The sequence below is a fragment of the Streptomyces sp. GDS52 genome, from assembly GCF_052246875.1.
Taxonomy (GTDB): domain Bacteria; phylum Actinomycetota; class Actinomycetes; order Streptomycetales; family Streptomycetaceae; genus Streptomyces; species Streptomyces cathayae.
Map to the genome: position 1 here is coordinate 2307502 of NZ_CM125966.1, position 19122 is coordinate 2326623.

Consider the following 19122-nt stretch of genomic DNA (forward strand, 5'->3'; position numbering starts at 1 on the left):
ACGACCGATCGGCTCGGTCTCAGGACTCCTGCGGCGTGGCCTGCGGGGCCTGGGACGGCTCGGCCACCTGGGGGGCCTGGCCCGGTGAAGCCGGGGAAGCCGTGACGTCCTGATCGGGAACGGCCTGACCGGAGCGGATCAGGTCGAGCCGGCCCATGACCTTGGAGCGCAGGTCGCCCGGTACGTCGTCATGCCCGCAGCACCGCTTGACCAGCTTCTTCACCGCTTGCTCGAGTCCGTACTTCTCGAGGCACGGCGAGCATTCCTCGAAGTGGTGCTCGAACTTCACGCAGTCGGCGTCCGGCATCTCACGGTCGAGGAACTCATAGAGATGGTCGAGGATCTCGCTGCAATCCGTCTCATGCGGCTCTCCGCAGCTCATGACCCCGAGCCTTTCGCTTCGTTCGACTGTCCGGCGCCCGCCGGGACCAGTCCGCGCTCGCGCGCGTAGTCCTCGAGCATGCCGCGCAGTTGGCGGCGACCACGGTGCAGCCGGGACATCACGGTACCGATGGGTGTGCCCATGATGTCGGCGATCTCCTTGTAGGCAAAGCCCTCGACGTCCGCGAGATACACGGCGATGCGGAACTCCTCGGGAATCGCCTGGAGCGCTTCCTTGACGTCCGAGTCGGGCAGGTGGTCGAGCGCCTGCGACTCCGCCGAGCGCAGACCGGTCGACATGTGCGACGCGGCACGCGCGATCTGCCAGTCCTCGATCTCCTCGGCGCCGCTGCGCTGCGGTTCACGCTGCTTCTTGCGGTACGAGTTGATGAAGGTGTTGGTGAGGATCCGGTACAGCCACGCCTTGAGGTTCGTGCCTTCGCGGAACTGGTGGAAGGACGCGTACGCCTTGGCATACGTCTCCTGGACCAGGTCCTCGGCGTCCGCCGGGTTGCGCGTCATGCGCAGTGCGGCCGAGTACATCTGGTCGAGGAACTCGAGGGCGTCCCGCTCGAAGCGCGCGTTGCGCTCCGCGGGCGATTCCGTGCTCTTCTCGCCCCTGCCGCCCCGGCCCTCGGGCTGCTCCGCCTGGCCGTGTTCGGTCCCTGCGCCGGTACCGGGAACCGGACCCACCTCCTCCAGAGTCGTGCGACCCAAAACGGCCCCACTCGAATCGGAGGATAGACGACGATCCGGTCCGTCCGCCGCCCGAACAGGGGCGGTCCTGGCCGCGTGCAGCACCGTCCAGTCCAGGTCGGCACGGCTGCTGCGCCTCGGGCAATACGTCGACCCCATGCGGCGGACTCCCTCTCCTACGACGTCGGTGCCGGTGACCGGCGGATATGTCGGGGTCAACAGCGTGGAGGGCCGGGACATTCCCGAAGCTTTACCCGAGAGGGCCGGGCCGCCGCCGTCCGAGTTCGGCGACCCACCGCACGACCGCGTCGGTGACGACCGTCAGGGCCTCGTCCTGCGTGATGTCCGCCCGCTGGGGAACGGCGAGGCCGTGGTCACCGTGGGCCACCTCGACCAGTTCGTACGCCCACCCGTCTCCCACCACCGCCCTCGCACCGGCGCTCCCCCGGAGCTGAACGCCCGGGGGGACCCCCGACGCGCGGCCCCTCCCGTACTCGGGGAACTCCCCGGGCCTGCCGAACGGGTCGTTGCCACCCTGGACGACGAGGGTGGGGACCGCGGCGCCGAGCAGTTCCCCGGCGCGGGACTTCTCGGGCCTGCCCGGCGGGTGCAGGGGGAAGCTGAGGGCGAGTACGGCATGGGCGCCCAGTTCACCGGCCGTGCGGCAGGCGACGCGGGCCCCGGCGCTGCGCCCGCCCGAGATCACCGGCAGACCCGGCTTCGTCAGCGCGGGCCAGATGTCCCGCCAGGCGAGGTCCAGGGTCTTCGGTGCGGGCGCCACCTTCTTTCCGGCCACCCGCCAGGGCTGCTCCACCAGGGCCACGGTCACGCCGTGCGCGGGGAGCACTGCGGCCAGGGCCTTCAGGTCGCGCGCCTCGATGCCGCCGCCGGCACCGTGGCCCAGCGCGAGGACGAGGCGTGGGACGCGCCGGGCGGGGTGCCAGGTGATGCGGGCGGGACCAACCCCCGTCTCGACGGCCTCGGTGGCTTCGACCGCCTCGACGGCCTCGACGGCCTCGACGGCCTCGACTGAAGGCTCCTCGTTCACGTTCGTCACATCAGAAGAGTGTGCCCTCTTCCGGTGCGGCCAGTTCGTTCAGCAGCTCCGGGCCGTTGTTGCGGACGCTGCTGACCGCCGTGGAGACCGGGAAGGCGCGCATCAGACCGGAGGGCGGCGGGGCAAGCAGCCCGCGCAGCTCCTCGGTGTCGGTCCGGGAGGGATCCAGCCAGGCGTCCCATCGGTCCGGCGTGAGCATCAGCGGCATCCGGGGGTGGATGTCGGCCAGGGCCTGCGGGCCTTCCGCCGGGGGCACCGCGAGCGGTGTGCTCTCCGCCTCGGTGGTGATGACGGAGCACGTCACCCACCAGGCCCGCGGGTGGTCGTCCGGCAGGGTCCGGTCCCGCCAGAACTCGTACAGTCCGGCCATCGCGAACACCGAGCCGTCGGCCGGCGTCACGAAGTACGGCTGCTTGCGGGGGCGCTTCTTCTTGCCCTCGACCTCCAGCTCCCGCTCCTGCGTGCCGGTGACCCACTCGTAGTAGCCGTCGGCGGGCAGGATGCAGCGGCGGGTGGCGAAGGCGCGGCGGTAGGACGGCTTCTCGTGCACGGTCTCCGCGCGTGCGTTGATCATCCGGGCCCCGCCCTCGGGCGTCTTGGCCCAGGACGGCACGAGGCCCCATTTCAGCTTCCGCAGCTGCCGAACCGGCCGCGGGTCCTCCGCGTCCTTCACCACGCGGTCCAGGACGGCGAAGACCTCTTTGGTGGGGGCCACGTTGTAGTCGGGCTCCAGGGTCTCCTCCGGCTCCCACTTCTGGATCCCGAAGATCTCCACGAGCTCCTCGGGCCTGCGACTCGCTGCATACCGTCCGCACATACGTGCAACACTGCCAGGCCCGCCCGTCTCCCGGCCACCACCCCTCAACGAGGCGCTCCGCGCCGCCCCCTCCGGTCCGCGATCCCGAGGAGCCCCCACCGTCCATGGACAGCACCGCATCCGCCTCGTTCGCCTCGCTCTGGGACGAGGTGTCCGGCACCCAGCCCGACCCGGATCTGTGGGTGGTGATCGCCACACTGGCCGCCGCGCTCGTCGTCGTCACACCGCACGGGCTGTGGCGGCTCTCCCGCAACGCCATCACCATCGCCCACGAGGGCGGCCACGGCCTCGTGGCCCTGCTCACCGGCCGCACGCTCACGGGGATACGTCTCCACTCGGACACCAGCGGCCTGACCGTCAGCCGCGGCAAGCCGACCGGCATCGGCATGATCCTCACCGCCGTGGCCGGCTACACCGCTCCCCCGCTGCTGGGGCTCGGCGGCGCGGCGCTGCTGGGCACCGGTCGCATCACCCTGCTGCTGTGGCTGGCCACGCTGTTGCTGCTGGCGATGCTGGTGATGATCCGCAATGCGTACGGGGCGTTGACGGTGCTGGTGACCGGCGGCACCTTCGTCCTGGTGTCCTGGGTGGCGGGCCCCCAGGTGCAGGCGGCGTTCGCGTACGCCGTGGTGTGGTTCCTGCTGCTCGGCGGGGTGCGTCCGGCCTTCGAACTCCAGGCGAAGCGGGCGCGCGGGGGTGCGGGGGACTCGGATGCGGACCAGTTGTCCCGGCTGACGCACGTACCGGCGGGGCTGTGGCTGTTCCTGTTCCACGCCGTGTCGCTGTCTGCGCTGCTCGGCGGGGGGCGGTGGCTGCTGGGGCTGTGACGCCGGCGGTGCCGGGGAACCCGACCCGCAGGTACCGGGCACGCCCGGCGGACAGGACCCCCACTAAAGTGGGGCGCATGACCGCTAACCCTGCGCACACCGCCCTTTGGCCCGCCCCGCACGCGAGCGGAGCCGTCGACGCGACGGTCCACGTGCCCGGGTCGAAGTCGGTCACCAACCGTGCCCTCGTGCTCGCCGCCCTCGCCTCCGAGCCCGGCTGGCTGCGCCGTCCGCTCCGCTCCCGCGACACGCTGCTGATGGCGGACGCGCTGCGGGCCATGGGCATCGAGATCGAGGAGGGGGTGGGCCCCGACGGCACCGGGGAGGCCTGGCGGGTGCTGCCCACGGGCCTGCGCGGCCCGGCCACCGTCGATGTCGGCAACGCCGGCACGGTGATGCGGTTCCTCCCTCCGGTCGCCGCCCTCGCCGACGGTCCCGTCCGTTTCGACGGCGACCCCCGTTCCTACGAGCGCCCGCTGAACGGCGTCATCGACGCGCTGCGTCACCTCGGGGCCCGGATCGACGACGACGGCCGCGGCACGCTGCCGCTGACCGTGCACGGCGGCGGTGCCCTGGACGGCGGCACCGTGTCGGTGGACGCGTCCTCGTCGTCGCAGTTCGTCAGTGCCCTGCTGCTGTCCGCGCCGCGCTTCAACCAGGGCGTCGAGGTCCGGCACACCGGTTCGACGCTCCCCTCCGTGCCGCACATCCGGATGACCGTCGACATGCTCCGCGCGGTGGGCGCCCAGGTGGACAGCCCCGAGTCGGGCGGTGAGCCCGACGTCTGGCGGGTCACCCCGGGGGCCCTGCTCGGCCGGGACCTGACGATCGAGCCGGACCTGTCCAACGCGCAGCCGTTCCTCGCGGCGGCCCTGGTGACCGGCGGCCGGGTCGTCGTCCCGGACTGGCCCGCCCGCACCACCCAGGGCGGTGACAGGCTGCGGGAGATCTTCACCGAGATGGGCGGTTCCTGCGAGCTGACCGAGTACGGGCTCGTGTTCACCGGTTCCGGATCGGTGCACGGCATCGACGTGGACCTCGGCGACGTCGGCGAGCTGGCGCCGGGTGTCGCCGCCGTCGCGGCGCTCGCGGACTCGCCGTCCACCCTGCGCGGTGTGGCCCACCTCCGGCTGCACGAGACGGACCGCCTGGCCGCGCTCACCAAGGAGATCAACGAGCTCGGCGGCGACGTCACCGAGACCGCCGACGGTCTGCACATCCGCCCCCGCCCGCTGCACGGCGGTGTCTTCCACACCTACGAGGACCACCGCATGGCGACCGCCGGCGCGGTCATCGGCCTCGCCGTGGAGGGCGTGCGGATCGAGAACGTGGCGACGACGGCGAAGACCATGCCGGACTTCCCCGACCTGTGGACCGGGATGCTCGGGGCATAGGAACGCAGACGATGCGCCGCTACGGCAAGCACACCGACGAGGACGACATCCGCTCCCGCCCGAACCGCAAGGGCAACCGGCCGCGCACCCACATCCGGCCCAAGCACGAGGACGCCGCGGAGGGCCTGGTCCTCACCGTCGACCGGGGCCGGCTGACCTGCCTCGTCGAGGACCGGATCGTGCTCGCCATGAAGGCCCGGGAGCTGGGCCGCAAGGCGGCGGTGGTCGGTGACCGGGTGGCGATCGTCGGCGACCTCTCGGGCAGGAAGGACACCCTCGCGCGGATCGTCCGCATCGCCGCGCGGACGTCGGTACTGCGCCGTACCGCGGACGACGACGACCCCTACGAGCGGGTCGTCGTCGCCAACGCCGACCAGCTGGCCGTCGTCACCGCCCTCGCCGACCCCGAGCCCCGCCCGCGCCTGATCGACCGCTGTCTGGTCGCGGCGTACGACGGCGGGCTGACCCCGCTGCTGGTGCTGACCAAGTCGGACCTCGCCCCGCCCGACAAGCTGCTGGAGCTGTACGGCGACCTCGACATCCCGTACGTCGTCACCAACCGGGCGGAACTGGAGAGCGGCGCGGCGGCCGACCGGGTGCGGGAGCAGTTGGAGGGCCGGATCACGGCGTTCGTGGGGCACTCCGGGGTCGGTAAGACGACGCTGGTGAACGCGCTGGTGCCGGAGGAACGGCGGCGTTCGACCGGGCACGTCAACGCGGTGACGGGGCGCGGGCGCCATACGACGACGTCCGCACTGGCACTGCCCCTGTCGGGTGCGGAGGGATGGGTGGTCGACACCCCCGGGGTGCGGTCGTTCGGCCTCGCCCATGTCGATCCGTCCCGGGTCATCCACGCCTTCCCCGATCTGGAGCCGGGTACGGAGGGCTGTCCTCGCGCGTGCAGTCACGACGAACCGGACTGCGCGCTGGACGCCTGGGTCGCCGAGGGGCACGCGGGCCCGGCGCGTCTGTACTCACTGCGGAGGCTGCTGGCGACGCGGGAGCGCACGGAAGGCGACTGACCCTCGCGTGTTTGTCATGGCCTGCGGACGGTAAGTGCATAATCGCACCGAGTCGGATCCGAAGCCGTCGAATCCGGCGAAACGGCCACTGACGGGACAACGGGAGGACGACACATGGCGTGGCTCATGGTCGTGGTGGCCGGGTTGCTGGAGACCGGGTTCGCCGTGTGCCTGAAGCTGTCCCACGGTTTCACCCGGCTGTGGCCGACGGTCGCCTTCTGCGCGTTCGCGCTGGGCAGCTTCGGCCTGCTGACCCTGGCCCTGAAGAAGCTCGACGTCGGGCCGGCGTACGCCGTGTGGACAGGGATCGGGGCGGCGGGGACGGCGATCTACGGGATGGTGTTCCTGGGGGACCTGGTGTCGACGCTGAAGATCGTGTCGATCTCCCTCGTGATCATCGGAGTGATCGGACTGCAGCTGTCGGGATCGGCGCGGTGAGCGCGGAACGCCGACTCTCATGAGCATGCGCCGCGTGTGCCGCACGCGGCGCACGCTTCGCTACGGCATCGGCTGACGGCTCAGGGCCCTGCGGACCAGGTCGGCGATGCCGCCCTCGGTCGGCGGCGGTGCGGCGACACAGGACAGAGCCAGGCGTACCACCAGCTCGCAGGAGCGGGCCAGTTCGGCGGTGTCGGTTCTGGGCACCCCGGGGCCGGCCAGGACGGCCACGGCTCGGTCGCGGACGAGGGCCACCAGGTCGGCGGGCGAGGGCAGCGGGCCGTCGGCGCGGCGCTGGGCGGGCACGGCGGAGCCGGACCGGATCCGCACCAGGGTCGGGGAGGGCAGTCGCTCGCTCCAGCAGCCGGTGAGCAGGGCGCGGACCAGGGCGTTCCCGGCGGCCGCGGCGACGGTCCACTCGGCAGCCGCGGTGAGCCGGTCGCGGGGGTCACGGGGGTCGTGGTGGACGGTGAGGGCACGGTCGAAGCCGGCGAGGTAGCCGTCGGCCTCCCGGCGGACCAGGGCCCTGGCGAGTCCGTCCTTGCTGCCGAACTCGTTGTAGAGGGTCTGCCGGGACACCCCGGCGGCCGCGGCCACGTCCACCATCCGCACCGCGGACCACGGGCGACGCGTGAGTGCCGCGTAAGCGGCGTCCAGCAGAGATTCCCGCGCTGCGGGCATCATCGCCTCCCTCGGGGCGGGCGAGCGGCTCTGCGCTTCAGATTTGACGCGCCGCCGGGCACTGTCAAGGGTTCGCGTGGGGTGTGGAGTTCGTGGTGCCGCGGGAGGTGTCCCGGCCGCCCGGCGCATACGTGGATCGCGCGCGGGGCGTAGGCGACCCGCGCACTCCCCGCGCGCGATCCGCACACAGCGGCGCACAGCGGGCGCACAGCCCGCGAACCCGAGGTAGCCCCGGCCCCACCTCGGCGGATACGGTTCTCGCATGCCCGACTACCTTGACGACCTGCGTCTCGCCCACGTCCTCGCGGACGCCGCCGACGCCGCGACGATGGACCGGTTCAAGGCCCTCGACCTCAAGGTGGAGACCAAACCGGACATGACGCCGGTGACCGAGGCGGACAAGGGCGCGGAGGACATCATCCGCGGCCACCTGAAGCGTGCCCGTCCGAGGGACGCGGTCCTCGGCGAGGAGTACGGGGTGGAGGGCACGGGCCCGCGACGCTGGGTGATCGATCCGATCGACGGCACCAAGAACTACGTGCGCGGCGTCCCGGTCTGGGCCACGCTGATCGCCCTGATGGAGGCCGGAGAGGGGGGCTTCCAGCCCGTCGTCGGGCTGGTCTCGGCTCCCGCCCTGGGCCGCCGCTGGTGGGCCGCGCAGGGTCACGGCGCCTTCACCGGCCGCAGCCTGTCCCAGGCCTCCCGGCTCCAGGTGTCCGGGGTCTCCAAGCTCTCCGACGCCTCCTTCGCGTACTCCTCGCTCAGCGGCTGGGAGGAGCAGGGGCGCCTGGACGGCTTCCTCGACCTCACCCGCGAGGTGTGGCGCACGCGCGCGTACGGCGACTTCTGGCCGTACATGATGGTCGCCGAGGGGTCGGTGGACATGTGCGCGGAACCGGAGCTGTCCCTCTGGGACATGGCGGCCACCGCGATCGTGGTCACCGAGGCCGGCGGCAGCTTCACCGGACTCGACGGTCGTCCCGGACCGCACAGCGGCAACGCCGCCGCCTCGAACGGGTTGCTGCACGACGAACTGCTGGGCTATCTCAACCAGCGCTACTGACGTCCGGTCCGAGGGCACGCCCCCCGTTGCGCCGCACACGCCCTCTTGTTGGCTCCCGCTTTGCCTGCGACTGTGAGGGTCCCCCCACTTGTGAACTTGTGAAACCGTGAACTAGCGGATCGGCCCAAGGTCCGCCGGCACGGTTTCCGGTAGGAGGTGGCTCCATCCCATGCTCGTCCGCGACGCCATGAGCACGGTGGTCCTCACCATCGGCCCCGCTCACACACTCCGCCAGGCCGCCACCCTGATGTCCACCCGCCGCGTCGGCGCGGCCGTGGTCCTCGACCCCGACGGCACCGGCATCGGCATTCTCACCGAACGCGACATCCTCGACTCCCTGGGGCTGGGTCAGGACCCGGACTCCGAGCACGCCCACTCCCACACCACGACCGACGTCGTCTTCGCCGCCCCGTCCTGGACGCTCGAGGACGCCGCGCACGCCATGACACGGGGCGGCTTCCGCCATCTGATCGTCCTGGAGCGGGACGAGCCCATCGGCATCGTCTCGGTCCGCGACATCATCCGCTGCTGGGCTCCCGTACGACGACAGGCCGCCCGGCACACACCGGCATAACCGACGGGCCGGGCCCCCTGAAGGGGGCCCGGCCCGTCGCAACGGCAAGCGGTCCAGCGCTGGAATCAGCCGCGCAGGGCCTGGACCGCGGCTTCCAGCCGCTTGCCGAAGTATTCACCCTTGGCTAAAGCCAGCACTGATCCTACAATGGACAATGTCTAAGTCAAGCAATGCTCCAAAGTCACACCTGTTCGGGACCTGGTCCCTCCGACTGTTAGGCTGGTGTCCATGAGCGACCTTCTGGAACGACTGCGCGGACGTGGATGGCGGATGACCGCACAGCGTCGTGTGGTGGCCGAGGTCCTCGACGGCGATCATGTCCATCTGACAGCCGACGAGGTGCACGCCAGAGCTGCCACCAGGTTGCCGGAGATCTCCCGGGCGACCGTCTACAACACCTTGGGCGAACTGGTCACCCTCGGTGAGGTGGTGGAAGTCGCCACGGACAAACGAGCCAAGCGTTACGACCCGAACGCCCACCGGCCGCACCACCACCTGGTGTGCGCGCAGTGCGGCGCGATCCGGGACGTGCACCCGACGGGCAACCCGCTGGCCGACCTCCCCGACACCGAGCGCTTCGGCTTCACGGTCTCGAGCGTCGAGATGACGTATCGGGGCGTCTGCCCGAACTGCGCCGCGGCGTAGGCACCCGGCCCGCGCCGCCCTTCTCCCAGCCGCGCACGAAAGCCCCCGGCAGCACGCCGGGGGCTTTCGTGCGCTTGAGGGACTTTCGGGTGCGTCCAGGAGCCCGACCGAGGACATACGCCGAGGGCCGGAACCCTTTCGGATTCCGGCCCTCGGCCTTCAGTAGCGGGGACAGGATTTGAACCTGCGACCTCTGGGTTATGAGCCCAGCGAGCTACCGAGCTGCTCCACCCCGCGGCGATGAATGCAACGTTACGTCAAGGATGCGGACAGAAGCAAATCCCTTTCGGTGGGGGCCGTGAGCCCTTGAGGTGCGCGGTCTCCGAGGGCTGCGATCTCTTGAGGTGCGCGGTCACGCGGACAGTTCCTCGCGGAGCGCGTCGCGCAGGCGGATCGCTCGTTCCGTGACCGCCGTCGGGCCCAGCGCCGCCGCACGGTCGGCCCAGCGCTGGCCCTCGACGAGCTCGCCCCGGCGCGCGTAGACCAGGGCGAGCCGCAGAGCCGCGCGGCCGTGTCCGGCGTCGGCCGCGCGGGCCCACCACACGGCCGCCTCGGGCTCGCTGCCCTCCCGGGCCAGCAGCAGGCCCAGGTTGAAGGCGCCGTTGCGGGAACCGGCCTCGGCCGCCTCCCGGTACCAGCGGGCCGCCTCGACCACGTCACCGCGGGCCGCGGCGAGCATGCCGACGCGCACCTGCGCGCGCCGGTGGCCCTGGGAGGCGGCACGTTCGTACCACTCCTCGCACTCGCTGCGCCGGCTCACCGGTTCGCCCAGTTCGTGCGCGGGCTCCGGCGGGCGACGGGCGTCCAGGACGGTGGCCAGGCGGTAGGCGGCCTCGGCGCTGCCGCCGCCCGCCGCGCACCGCAGGAACCGCTCCGCCTCACCCTCGTCGCCGCCACGCAACCGGGCCATGCCGACCTGGAGTGCGGCTTCCGTGTGCCCGGCGGCCGCCGCCCGCTCGTACCAGCGCAGCGCGGCCGCGTTCTCCTCCCGGCCCGCGTGCAGAATGCCGAGGTTGAAGGCGGCGTCCACGCTCCCCGCCTCCGCGGCCTTGGAGAACCAGGGCTCCGCACCCGTCTCGTCCCCGGCCGTCAGCAGCAGGATCGCCAGTGCGTTGGCCGCCTCGCGGTGACCCGCGTAGGCGGCCCGGCGGTACCACTGCTCGGCCTGTCCGGTCCGGCCCTGCTCGGCGCAGAGCAGGGCGAGGTTGTACGCGCCGTTGACGTCGCCCGCGTCCATCGCGGCCCGGTACCAGCGTTCGGCGGTCTGGGTCTCGCCGCGCTCGGCGTGCAGGGCGCCCAGCGCGTTGGCGGCGTTGCCGTCGCCGTTCTGGGCCGCGCGCAGCCACCAGACGGCGGCGTTGTCGGTGTCTCCGGCGTCGCGCAGCAGGAAGCCGAGCGCACAGGCGGCCCGCGCTTCCCCGTCCTTGGCGGACGTCAGATACCAGCGGCCGGCCTCCTTGAGCTCGCCGCGCCTCTCCAGGATCACGCCGAGGTGCAGTGCGGCCCGGCGGTGCCCCCGCGCGGCGGCCTGCCGGTACCACTGCTCGGCCTCCTCCACTAACGGGTGGCCTCTGTCGTCGGTCTCCTCCGCGGCCTTCCGGTCCAGCGCCCTGGCCAGCCGGTAGGCGGCCTCCCGGTGCCCCCGCTCGGCGGCGGCCCGCATCCAGCGCTCGGTCCCGGCCGTGTCCCCGCGGTGTTCCAGCAGGTCGGCGAGTGCGTAGGCGCCCAGTACATGGTCCTGCTCGGCGGCCTGGCGCAGCCAGTACTCGGCGGCGGGCTCGTCACCGCGCTCGCGGTGGTGCCGGCCGAGTGCGTGGGCCGCCGGGGCGGAACCGGCGACGGCGGCGATCCGCCACCATCCAGCGGCCTCCTCCGCGTATCCCCGCTGGAACAGGAGGACGCCCAGGTTGTTGGCGGCGGCGCGGTCGCCCGCGGCGGTGGCGGCACGCAGCTGGGGCTCGGCTCCGGCGAGGTCGCCGCGGCGCAGCAGCATGGCGCCGAGGACGCTCATCGCCTCCACGTCGCCGGCTTCGGCAGCGAGCCGCCGGCGCAGCTCCTCGGCTGCCTCGTCGGCGGCTTCCCCCGTCTCGTCGCGGGGCTCCTCCCGCAGAGAGGACTGCTCAAAACGCCCTGTCTCGTACAGAGTTGCCCTATCCCCCATAACGTCCATCGTCGCACCACCCGCAACCTGGGTACACCTGACATGCCGCAGTCAGTGAGGTCACTTCAGCGTTTTGTCGACATGCCCACAGAGAGACAAGTCAAACACAGATCGGCCAACTCCCGCCGCCGGCGCGGCCGTCGCCGGGCTCGGCACATGCGTTCGCACACCACAAAGGCCCGGATTCCTCAAGGAATCCGGGCCTTTGATGTCGCCTCATCGCGACTTCAGTAGCGGGGACAGGATTTGAACCTGCGACCTCTGGGTTATGAGCCCAGCGAGCTACCGAGCTGCTCCACCCCGCGCCGTTGTGTTGCAACCGTACCACGGCGCGGGGTGGGCCTTTGACCAGGCCGCTTGCTAACTGCTCGGGCTCGGGTCGGGGCTGGGACTGCTCTCCGAGGCGTCCGAACCGCCTCCGCCGGAGCCGCCGCCCCCGCCCTCCGCGGACTGGGCCTTCTCAGCCCGGCGCAGGGCCTCCTCGAGATCCTTCTGCGCCTTGCCGTAGGCCTCCCAGTCGTTCTTCTTCAGGGCTTCCTGACCGGCCTCGAAGGCATCCTGGGCATCGTTCAGGGCCGCTTGGACCGACGGGACCTCGGACGTCGGCGGCTGCTGCGTGCCTTCGTTCCGGCCCGGCGGCTGCTCGTTGGCCGACCCCTCGGTCCCGAAGACCTTGTCGAGAGCCTGCTCCAGCGTGTCCTCGAAGGCCGTCTGGCCTCCGTAGGTCACCAGCACCTTCCGCAGCAGCGGGTACTTGAGTCCACCACCGCGTACGTAGACCGGCTCCACGTACAGCAGTCCGCCGTCGAGCGGGACGGCCAGCAGGTTGCCGTACTCGACCTCGGAGTCGCCGCCTCTCAGCAGCCTGATCGACTCGGCGATGTCCTGTTCGGAGTTGAACTGGCTCTGGACCTGCTTGGGTCCGGCGGCCGTGGTGCTCGTCGGCAGCTTCAGGACTCTGATCTTGCCGTACCCCTCGCTGCCCGCCTCGGCGTCGACCGCCATGAAGGCACTGAGGTTGTCACGGCCGTTCGGAGTGAACGTCGTGGTGAGCGAGAAGGCCTGTTCCTTCTGGTCGGGCATCTTCATGCTCTGGTAGTACGGCGGTACCGCGTCGCCCGTCTTGTTCGTCGGGTCGGCCGGCACCTGCCACACCTCGCTGCCACTGAGGAACGTGGTGGCGTCCTTCACGTGGTAGCGGGTCAGCAGTTCGCGCTGCACCTTGAACAGGTCCTGCGGATACCGCAGGTGGTCCATCAGGCCCTGGGAGATCTCGCTTTTCGGCTCCACCGTGCCCGGGAACGCCTTCATCCACGTCTTCAGGACGGGATCCTTGGTGTCCCACTGGAAGAGCTTGACCTCGCCGCTGTACGCGTCGACGGTCGCCTTCACCGAGTTGCGGATGTAGTTGACCCGGTTCTCCTGGGCCACCACCGCGCGGTTGTCGTTGGTGGCGGTCAGCGAGTCGGCCGTGGTGTCACCGAGCGTCGTGCGCGACGCGTACGGATAGCCGTTGGTGGTCGTGTAGGCGTCGACGATCCACTGGATCCGGCCGTCCACCACCGCGGGGTAGGCGTCGCCGTCGATGGTCAGCCACGGGGCGACCGCCTCGACGCGCTCCTTGGGCGTGCGGTTGTACAGGATCCGCGAGCCCTCACCGATGGCACCGGAGTACAGGATCTGCGGCTCGCTGAACGCCGCGGCGTAGGCCGCCCGGTTGACCGGGTTGGCCAGGTTGACGCCGCTGTCGCCCTCGTAGCTGGTCGTCTTCTCGCCGCTGTCGTCGGAGTAGTCGATCTCCTTCTGGGGACCGCCGACGATCGAGTACGTCGTCGTCCGCTCGCCGTAGTAGATGCGCTGCTCGTACGTGCCGAGGTCACCCTTGGAGGGCAGGTCGGACTCGGTGAACACCGGACGGCCGTCGTCGGCGCTGGTGCCCTTGGCTGCGACGGCACCGTATCCGTGGGTGTACCGGAAGTGGTCGTTGATCCAGTTCCGCTTGGGGATGCCGCTGAGGTTGATCTCGCGCAGACCGATGACGGTGTCCTGCTCGGCGCCGGTCTCGGGATCGGGGTAGCGGTCCACGTCCAGGTTGGTCGGGAACGCGTAGTAGTTCCTGATCTGCTGGAGCTGCTGGAACGTCGGCGAGACGATGTTCGGGTCCATGATCCGGATGCTCGCCGTCTCGGAGACCTGGTCCCGGAGCTTGGTCTTGTCCTCGGTCTGGCTGGTCCCCGGGTACTCGTCGACCTGGGCGTCGGCGATGCCGTAGGCCTCACGCGTCGCCTTGAGGTTCTTCTCGACGTACGGCGCTTCCTTGGCCTGCTCGTTCGGCTGGACCTGGAACTTCTGCACGATCGCCGGGTACAGGCCGCCGATGAGGATCGCCGACAGCACCATCAGGCCGAAGCCGATCACGGGCAGCTGCCACGTGCGCCGCCACAGGGTGGCGAAGAACAGCAGCGCGCAGATCACGGCGATGCAGAACAGGATCGTCTTGGCCGGCAGGTAGGCGTTGGCGTCGACGTACCGCAGACCGGTCCAGTTGTCGGTCGCCTTGAAGTCGCTGGACTTGACCGCCAGGCCGTACCGGTCGAGCCAGTACGCGACCGCCTTCAGGGTGACGAAGATGCCCAGGAGCACCGACAGGTGCCCGGTGGCGGCCGCCGTGGCCCGCGCGCCGGGGCTGGTGACCCGCAGCCCGCCGTACAGGTAGTGCGTCAGCCCGGCGGCGATCAGCGACAGGATCGCGGCGGCGAAGCCGAACCCGAGCATGAACCGGTACCAGGGCAGGTCGAAGGCGTAGAACGCGACGTCCAGCTTGAACTGCGGGTCCTTCTGGCCGAACGGCACACCGTTGACCCACATCAGCCAGGTCCGCCACTGGCTCGACGCCGAGGCGCCGGCGATCAGCCCCACCAGTGCGGTGACGCCGAGCAGCAGCCACTTCTTGTACGGCGCGATCCCCATCCGGTACCGGTCGAGGTTCTGCTGCTCCAACGACATGGCACTCAGCGGCGGCCGCATCCGGTGCGCCAGCCAGACGTTGAAGCCGACCGCGAAGGCCATCAGCAGGCCGAAGACGAAGAAGAGTCCGATCTTGGTCCACAGGGTCGTCGTGAACACCGACGAGTAATCGACCGAGCGGTACCACAACCAGTCAGTCCAGAACCCCGCGAACATGGTGAACACCATGAGAAGGACGGCCAGGACGCCCAGGGTCATGAGCAGGGTCCGGACCCGCCGGGACGGGCGGCCCACTCTCATCCGTGGCCCTGTCGGGCCTCCGCCACGGTCCGGCATCTGGAAAGCCAAGGTAGGCACCTCGAAGTTCGCTGTTGATTCGTCAGGTCCGCGAGTTCGTGGACCGTGTGCGGACCCGCGCATTCGCGGGCCCACACCTATGCAACTTACTCACCCTTTACTCAGTTCCCGATTCCGGTCCTGAACGAGAGAGGATTGTGACCATGTCCAACACACCCATGGCGGCGAACCCGCTCACCCGGGCCGTACTCGAGATCGACGAGTACGTCTCCGGCCTCGGCTGGGACCAGCCTGCCCGTCTCTTCGCCCTCGTAGACACCGCACGGCTCCGTGCCGAACAGCCCTCGCTGGCGGACCGGCTCGGTCTGGGCGACGAGCAGGAGAACACCGCCCTCACCCCGATCGAACAGGACGAGATTCCGACGGGCAAACCGCTCGACGAGTTCCTGGGCACCATCGCCTGGCCCGGCTCGGTGGCCGGCTGCGCCCTGACCGTGGAACGTCTGATGCTGCCGCCGTCCGCGGAGGCCCAGGTCCCGCAGGATCTGGACGAGGCCGCGCTGGCGGCGTGGGTGGCGAAGCACCCGGAGCGCCAGGAGGTCCGTATGACGGTCGCGGTCCTGCGCGACGGTACCCGTGATTCCGCACTGCGGCTGCGGGAGAAGGACTCGCCCACGGAGGTCCTCACCGGGTCCGCCCTGGTGCCGGGCCTGGCGGAGGCGCTGTCGGCGACGTTCGCGGAGTAGCCCGTACGGGACGGCGAGAAGCATGACCGCGCGGGCAGCAGGCGTGCTCGCGCGGTCAGGAAGCCGTGCACGTCGGCAGGTCCGCGGTGTCGCCGGAGCCGAGGTCCTGCATCGCTTCGAGGGCGTCGTCGATGGTGTCCACCTTGATGAGGGTGAGACCTTCGGGGGTGTCCTCGGCGGCCGCCGCACAGTTGTCCGCGGGCGTGAGGAAGTACCGGGCGCCCTTGGCGCGCGCGCCGACCGTCTTCATCTGGATCCCGCCGATCGGCCCCACCTTGCCAGCGTCGTCGATCGTGCCGGTGCCGGCGACGAACGCGCCGCCGGTCAGGCTGCCCGGGGTGAGCTTGTCGTAGATGCCGAGTGCGAACATCAGACCGGCACTCGGCCCACCGACGTCAGCGAGCTTGATGTCGATGCTGAACGGGAAGGTGTGGTCGGTCCCGGCGGCGATTCCGACTATGGCGCGTTTGCCTCCCGCGTCGTCGGAGGCCGCAGTGGTGATCGTGACCTTCTCGGTCCGCGTCGGCGTCCGGTTCTCCTTCTCGGCGGCGGCCTGCTCCTTGGCGGGCACGATCGTGAATTCGACGTCGTCGCCGGGCTTGTGCTCGGTCACGAGTTCGGCGACGTCGGCCGGCTTGCGCACCGCGCTGCCGTCGACGCTCTTGATCACGTCGCCGGCGTGCAGCTTGCCCTCGGCGGGGGATCCCTTGACGACACTGGCGACGATCACCCAGGACTTCACCGGGACGTCGAGCGCCTTCAGCGCCGCGACCTTGGCGCTCTCCTGGGACTGGCTGAACTCCTCGGCGTTCTCCTGGGTGGACTGCTCCTCCGTCTTGCCGTCGGGGTAGAGCGTGTCGTGCGGCACGACCTTGTTGTCGTGCGCGAGCCATCCGTAGACGGCCTCGACCAGGTTCATCCGGTAGTCGGCACTCGTGACCCGCACCGTGGTCATGTTGAGGTGGCCGTCGGTCGGATAGGTCTTGCGCCCTTCGATGTGCAGCACCGGCTCGCCGTCGTGATCGCCCAGAGTGTTCACCGTCGGCCCCGGGGACATCTCCGAGTACGGCACGGGAAGGAACACACCCGCGCACAGGAGTGCGATCAGCATCAGGGTGGAGGCGAGCATCGTCGCGGTGCGGCGTGGCATGCACCGACAGTACGGGACGGGGCTGTCAGCGCACCGTCAGGGCCGCCCGACCGGGCGTCCCTGACCTCGTCGCACGTCGGTGACCTGCGGTTCCCGGTCCTCAGTCACCCGAGGACCGGGGCTTCTCCATGGCTTCGCGAAAGCGGGCGTACCCGACGAGCTCGGGGCCGTCGCTCCGCGCTCTGCGCGTGCGGTTGGCCCAGCTCCCCCACACTCCCGCGCCGACCGCGGTCAGCAACGGAATCAGCAACCAGGCAAGAGCGGCCATGCCGACCTCCCAACCCCATGAGCGTCCGCGACTGAATGATCAGCAGATTAACCATCCGCAGTGATAACGCTCATACCCGGGGGGTGGTTACGCAACCGGAGTGACGACGCCACGCGCCGACCCGCCCACCACCCCGACGACGGCGCTACACGCCGACCCATTCCTCTGTTCCGTCCGAGAACTTCTGGTGCTTCCAGATGGGCACCTCGTGCTTGAGGTCGTCGATCAGCTTCCGGCAGGCCTCGAAGGCCTCGCCCCGGTGCGGGCACGACACGCCGACGACGACGGCCAGATCCCCGACCCGGAGGTCCCCCACCCGATGCACGGCGGCCAGCGCCCGCACGGGATACTCCGCGGCGACCTTCTCGGCGATCCGCCGCATCTCGTCCTCGGCGCTCGGATGGCACGCATATCCCAGCGCGTCGACGTCGGTCCCGCCGTCGTGATTGCGCACGGTCCCCACGAACAGCGCCGTCCCGCCGGCCGCGTCATCGCCGACGGCCCGGAAGATCTCGTCCACGGACAGTGGTGCGTCCCGGATCGCGATCAGCTTGATCGGATCCTGTGCCGCCTGCTCACCGGGGTGATCATTCGTGGATGCCATGCCCCCATCGTGCCGCACGCCCACGCCGGTACGGAACAGCCCCACCGCCCCGTTCCCGGATCCGTCAGATCCGCCGGCGGGTCTTCCGCGCCCGCCGCACCACCGCGGCCGCGCCCAGCAGAGCCACCGTCGCTCCCGCGGCGCCCGCCGCCGTCGCGTCCTTGCGGCCGAGCCGCCGCCCGGCGACCGTGTGCCGGCCGGAGACCTCCTCGAGCAGTTCGGCCAGCACCTCCTCGTTGGTGTGGGCGGGCCGCCACCCCGCGTCGTGCAGCCTGCTCCCGCTGACCACCCAGGGGTGCATCGTGTACGCCAGGTCCCCGGCCGGGGACGGGGTCAGCCCGATCCGGTGCAGCCGTGCCGCCGCGCCCAGCGCGACCGCCGACGGCAGCTCCATCCGCCGGATGCCGCTGAGCTCCTCGACCTCCTCCTGCTCCAGCCATCCGTCGCACCCGACGGCCAGCTCGCCCTCGACCTCCTCCCGGACCGCGTACTCCAGGGCGCTGCACAGATCATCGACGTGGCAGAACTGCCACGCGGGCCGCGAGCCGGCCACCACGAGCAGTCGCGGTGACTCGAAGTACCTGGTCAGCGCGGTGTCGGTGCCTCCCACCAGCACAGCGGGCCGGACCACCGTGACATTGAGCCCGGGGTGCGCGCGGGGCGCCCGGCGCGCGAGCCGCTCGATCTCCAGGAGATCGCCCACGCCGGTGGCCTCGGCCGTGGCCCGCAGTTCCGCGTCCTCGGACAGCGGCAGCTCGTTGTCCGGGAGCGCCCCGTAGACCATCGTCGAGGTGCACAGCACCACCCGGCGCACCCCGGCCGCCGCGGCGGCCGTCAGCACGGTCTGCGTCCCCCGGACGTTGTAGGCCGTTCGGGCGGCGGCGTCGGTCTCCAGGTCGAGGTCGAGTGCCAGATGGACCACGACATCGGCCCCGCGCAGCTTGTCCGCGATGGCCGGATCCCGTACGTCCAGGATGTGCCAGTGCGCCTCGGCGCACTCGCCGCGGCGCTCGTCGATGGCGATGACCTGCTTGATCTCCTCCGAGGCGGCGAGCCGCTCGGTGAGCAGAGCGCCGACACCGGTCGCGGCGCCGGTGACCGCGACGACGGGCCCGCGCGGGGACGGCGGGTGGGCCGACTGGTTTCGCGCTGCGCGAACCTGCGGATCTGGGGAACTCACCGGGCGTCTCCAGCGGTTGTCTTCAGTACGAGCGCATGCGAAGCATGTGTACCAGGTGGCATCCATCCTGCCGCAGGCTTTCTGTCGGCGAAGCATCGAGGCCCGAACCGCTTCAGGTGTCTACGCTGGGTGGTGTTGTCGGGCAACCGTGCCG

Annotated in this window: 19 protein-coding genes and 2 tRNA genes; 8 read left to right on the top strand and 13 right to left on the bottom strand. The window is 70.7% G+C overall.

Annotated elements, in window-relative coordinates:
* Nucleotides 1-19: 19 nt before the first annotated feature.
* The 4 genes from rsrA to ACTWJ9_RS10315 form a co-directional block, all read right to left on the bottom strand.
* Nucleotides 20-382, bottom strand: a complete 363-nt coding sequence (gene rsrA / locus ACTWJ9_RS10300) for a mycothiol system anti-sigma-R factor (protein ID WP_279333936.1) — start codon at nt 380-382, stop codon at nt 20-22.
* The gene (locus ACTWJ9_RS10305; RefSeq protein WP_279337926.1) at nt 379-1074 is read right to left on the bottom strand and encodes a sigma-70 family RNA polymerase sigma factor; all 696 of its coding nucleotides are present in this window, start codon (nt 1072-1074) and stop codon (nt 379-381) included. Before ACTWJ9_RS10305 ends, rsrA begins: the two co-directional genes overlap by 4 nt.
* A 253-nt stretch (nt 1075-1327) precedes the next feature.
* Complete coding sequence (locus ACTWJ9_RS10310; RefSeq protein ID WP_387040115.1) at nt 1328-2026, bottom strand: alpha/beta hydrolase family protein; 699 nt, start codon at nt 2024-2026, stop codon at nt 1328-1330.
* 109 nt (nt 2027-2135) lie between these two features.
* Nucleotides 2136-2951, bottom strand: coding sequence for an SOS response-associated peptidase (locus ACTWJ9_RS10315; protein WP_279333938.1), 816 nt, complete (start codon nt 2949-2951; stop codon nt 2136-2138).
* A gap of 104 nt (nt 2952-3055) precedes the next feature.
* On the opposite strand from ACTWJ9_RS10315, the gene ACTWJ9_RS10320 reads away from it, so the two are divergent.
* The 4 genes from ACTWJ9_RS10320 (at nt 3056) to ACTWJ9_RS10335 (ending at nt 6632) form a co-directional block, all read left to right on the top strand.
* The gene (locus tag ACTWJ9_RS10320; RefSeq protein WP_279333939.1) at nt 3056-3778 is read left to right on the top strand and encodes a M50 family metallopeptidase; all 723 of its coding nucleotides are present in this window, start codon (nt 3056-3058) and stop codon (nt 3776-3778) included.
* Between the two features lie 77 nt (nt 3779-3855).
* A complete protein-coding gene (aroA, locus tag ACTWJ9_RS10325; RefSeq protein WP_279333940.1) occupies nt 3856-5172 on the top strand; it encodes a 3-phosphoshikimate 1-carboxyvinyltransferase in 1317 nt (438 codons plus the stop codon).
* 11 nt (nt 5173-5183) lie between these two features.
* Nucleotides 5184-6194, top strand: a complete 1011-nt coding sequence (rsgA, locus tag ACTWJ9_RS10330; RefSeq protein ID WP_279333941.1) for a ribosome small subunit-dependent GTPase A — start codon at nt 5184-5186, stop codon at nt 6192-6194.
* A 114-nt stretch (nt 6195-6308) separates the two neighbouring features.
* Nucleotides 6309-6632 carry a DMT family transporter gene (locus ACTWJ9_RS10335; RefSeq protein WP_279333942.1) on the top strand — a complete coding sequence of 108 codons (324 nt, stop codon included), beginning with the start codon at nt 6309-6311 and terminating at the stop codon, nt 6630-6632.
* Between the two features lie 60 nt (nt 6633-6692).
* Here the strand turns inward: ACTWJ9_RS10335 and ACTWJ9_RS10340 are convergent, their stop codons facing one another.
* Nucleotides 6693-7316: a TetR/AcrR family transcriptional regulator gene (locus ACTWJ9_RS10340; protein ID WP_279333943.1), complete on the bottom strand. Its 624-nt coding sequence runs from the start codon at nt 7314-7316 to the stop codon at nt 6693-6695.
* Nucleotides 7317-7575: 259 nt separating this feature from the next.
* On the opposite strand from ACTWJ9_RS10340, the gene hisN reads away from it, so the two are divergent.
* From hisN to ACTWJ9_RS10355, 3 genes are all read left to right on the top strand, one after another.
* Complete coding sequence (gene hisN, locus ACTWJ9_RS10345; RefSeq protein ID WP_384207811.1) at nt 7576-8376, top strand: histidinol-phosphatase; 801 nt, start codon at nt 7576-7578, stop codon at nt 8374-8376.
* A gap of 169 nt (nt 8377-8545) precedes the next feature.
* Entirely contained in the window at nt 8546-8950 is a 405-nt protein-coding gene (locus tag ACTWJ9_RS10350) for a CBS domain-containing protein (RefSeq protein ID WP_279333945.1), read from the top strand.
* Nucleotides 8951-9178: 228 nt separating this feature from the next.
* Nucleotides 9179-9595 carry a Fur family transcriptional regulator gene (locus tag ACTWJ9_RS10355; protein ID WP_443295611.1) on the top strand — a complete coding sequence of 139 codons (417 nt, stop codon included), beginning with the start codon at nt 9179-9181 and terminating at the stop codon, nt 9593-9595.
* 163 nt (nt 9596-9758) lie between these two features.
* Here ACTWJ9_RS10355 and ACTWJ9_RS10360 read toward each other — a convergent pair.
* The 4 genes from ACTWJ9_RS10360 to ACTWJ9_RS10375 form a co-directional block, all read right to left on the bottom strand.
* Nucleotides 9759-9832 (bottom strand) — tRNA-Met (locus ACTWJ9_RS10360).
* A gap of 115 nt (nt 9833-9947) precedes the next feature.
* Nucleotides 9948-11765 carry a tetratricopeptide repeat protein gene (locus tag ACTWJ9_RS10365; protein WP_279333947.1) on the bottom strand — a complete coding sequence of 606 codons (1818 nt, stop codon included), beginning with the start codon at nt 11763-11765 and terminating at the stop codon, nt 9948-9950.
* Nucleotides 11766-11987: 222 nt separating this feature from the next.
* Nucleotides 11988-12061: transfer RNA gene (locus tag ACTWJ9_RS10370), tRNA-Met, on the bottom strand.
* A gap of 55 nt (nt 12062-12116) precedes the next feature.
* Nucleotides 12117-15059 carry a UPF0182 family membrane protein gene (locus ACTWJ9_RS10375; RefSeq protein ID WP_279337927.1) on the bottom strand — a complete coding sequence of 981 codons (2943 nt, stop codon included), beginning with the start codon at nt 15057-15059 and terminating at the stop codon, nt 12117-12119.
* Between the two features lie 164 nt (nt 15060-15223).
* On the opposite strand from ACTWJ9_RS10375, the gene ACTWJ9_RS10380 reads away from it, so the two are divergent.
* Nucleotides 15224-15766 (top strand): PPA1309 family protein, encoded by a 543-nt coding sequence (locus ACTWJ9_RS10380; RefSeq protein ID WP_279333948.1) that lies wholly within the window; start codon nt 15224-15226, stop codon nt 15764-15766.
* 55 nt (nt 15767-15821) lie between these two features.
* On the opposite strand, the gene ACTWJ9_RS10385 is transcribed toward ACTWJ9_RS10380, so the two are convergent.
* The 4 genes from ACTWJ9_RS10385 to ACTWJ9_RS10400 all read right to left on the bottom strand — a co-directional run bounded on the left by ACTWJ9_RS10385 (nt 15822) and on the right by ACTWJ9_RS10400 (nt 18968).
* Nucleotides 15822-16916 carry a YlbL family protein gene (locus ACTWJ9_RS10385; RefSeq protein WP_279333949.1) on the bottom strand — a complete coding sequence of 365 codons (1095 nt, stop codon included), beginning with the start codon at nt 16914-16916 and terminating at the stop codon, nt 15822-15824.
* Between the two features lie 100 nt (nt 16917-17016).
* Nucleotides 17017-17184 carry a hypothetical protein gene (locus tag ACTWJ9_RS10390; protein ID WP_279333950.1) on the bottom strand — a complete coding sequence of 56 codons (168 nt, stop codon included), beginning with the start codon at nt 17182-17184 and terminating at the stop codon, nt 17017-17019.
* 145 nt (nt 17185-17329) lie between these two features.
* Entirely contained in the window at nt 17330-17788 is a 459-nt protein-coding gene (locus ACTWJ9_RS10395; protein ID WP_279333951.1) for a molybdenum cofactor biosynthesis protein MoaE, read from the bottom strand.
* A 64-nt stretch (nt 17789-17852) separates the two neighbouring features.
* Nucleotides 17853-18968 carry an SDR family oxidoreductase gene (locus ACTWJ9_RS10400; protein WP_279333952.1) on the bottom strand — a complete coding sequence of 372 codons (1116 nt, stop codon included), beginning with the start codon at nt 18966-18968 and terminating at the stop codon, nt 17853-17855.
* Between the last annotated feature and the right edge of the window lie 154 nt (nt 18969-19122).

What these genes read in the sequence shown, in the direction of transcription:
- rsrA (WP_279333936.1), bottom strand. Translation starts at nt 382, where the DNA reads ATGAGCTGCGGAGAGCCGCATGAGACGGATTGCAGCGAGATCCTCGAC.
- ACTWJ9_RS10315 (WP_279333938.1), bottom strand. Translation starts at nt 2,951, where the DNA reads ATGTGCGGACGGTATGCAGCGAGTCGCAGGCCCGAGGAGCTCGTGGAG.
- ACTWJ9_RS10320 (WP_279333939.1), top strand. Translation starts at nt 3,056, where the DNA reads ATGGACAGCACCGCATCCGCCTCGTTCGCCTCGCTCTGGGACGAGGTG.
- aroA (WP_279333940.1), top strand. Translation starts at nt 3,856, where the DNA reads ATGACCGCTAACCCTGCGCACACCGCCCTTTGGCCCGCCCCGCACGCG.
- rsgA (WP_279333941.1), top strand. Translation starts at nt 5,184, where the DNA reads ATGCGCCGCTACGGCAAGCACACCGACGAGGACGACATCCGCTCCCGC.
- ACTWJ9_RS10335 (WP_279333942.1), top strand. Translation starts at nt 6,309, where the DNA reads ATGGCGTGGCTCATGGTCGTGGTGGCCGGGTTGCTGGAGACCGGGTTC.
- ACTWJ9_RS10340 (WP_279333943.1), bottom strand. Translation starts at nt 7,316, where the DNA reads ATGATGCCCGCAGCGCGGGAATCTCTGCTGGACGCCGCTTACGCGGCA.
- hisN (WP_384207811.1), top strand. Translation starts at nt 7,576, where the DNA reads ATGCCCGACTACCTTGACGACCTGCGTCTCGCCCACGTCCTCGCGGAC.
- ACTWJ9_RS10350 (WP_279333945.1), top strand. Translation starts at nt 8,546, where the DNA reads ATGCTCGTCCGCGACGCCATGAGCACGGTGGTCCTCACCATCGGCCCC.
- ACTWJ9_RS10355 (WP_443295611.1), top strand. Translation starts at nt 9,179, where the DNA reads ATGAGCGACCTTCTGGAACGACTGCGCGGACGTGGATGGCGGATGACC.
- ACTWJ9_RS10365 (WP_279333947.1), bottom strand. Translation starts at nt 11,765, where the DNA reads ATGGACGTTATGGGGGATAGGGCAACTCTGTACGAGACAGGGCGTTTT.
- ACTWJ9_RS10375 (WP_279337927.1), bottom strand. Translation starts at nt 15,059, where the DNA reads ATGCCGGACCGTGGCGGAGGCCCGACAGGGCCACGGATGAGAGTGGGC.
- ACTWJ9_RS10380 (WP_279333948.1), top strand. Translation starts at nt 15,224, where the DNA reads ATGTCCAACACACCCATGGCGGCGAACCCGCTCACCCGGGCCGTACTC.
- ACTWJ9_RS10385 (WP_279333949.1), bottom strand. Translation starts at nt 16,916, where the DNA reads ATGCCACGCCGCACCGCGACGATGCTCGCCTCCACCCTGATGCTGATC.
- ACTWJ9_RS10390 (WP_279333950.1), bottom strand. Translation starts at nt 17,184, where the DNA reads ATGGCCGCTCTTGCCTGGTTGCTGATTCCGTTGCTGACCGCGGTCGGC.
- ACTWJ9_RS10395 (WP_279333951.1), bottom strand. Translation starts at nt 17,788, where the DNA reads ATGGCATCCACGAATGATCACCCCGGTGAGCAGGCGGCACAGGATCCG.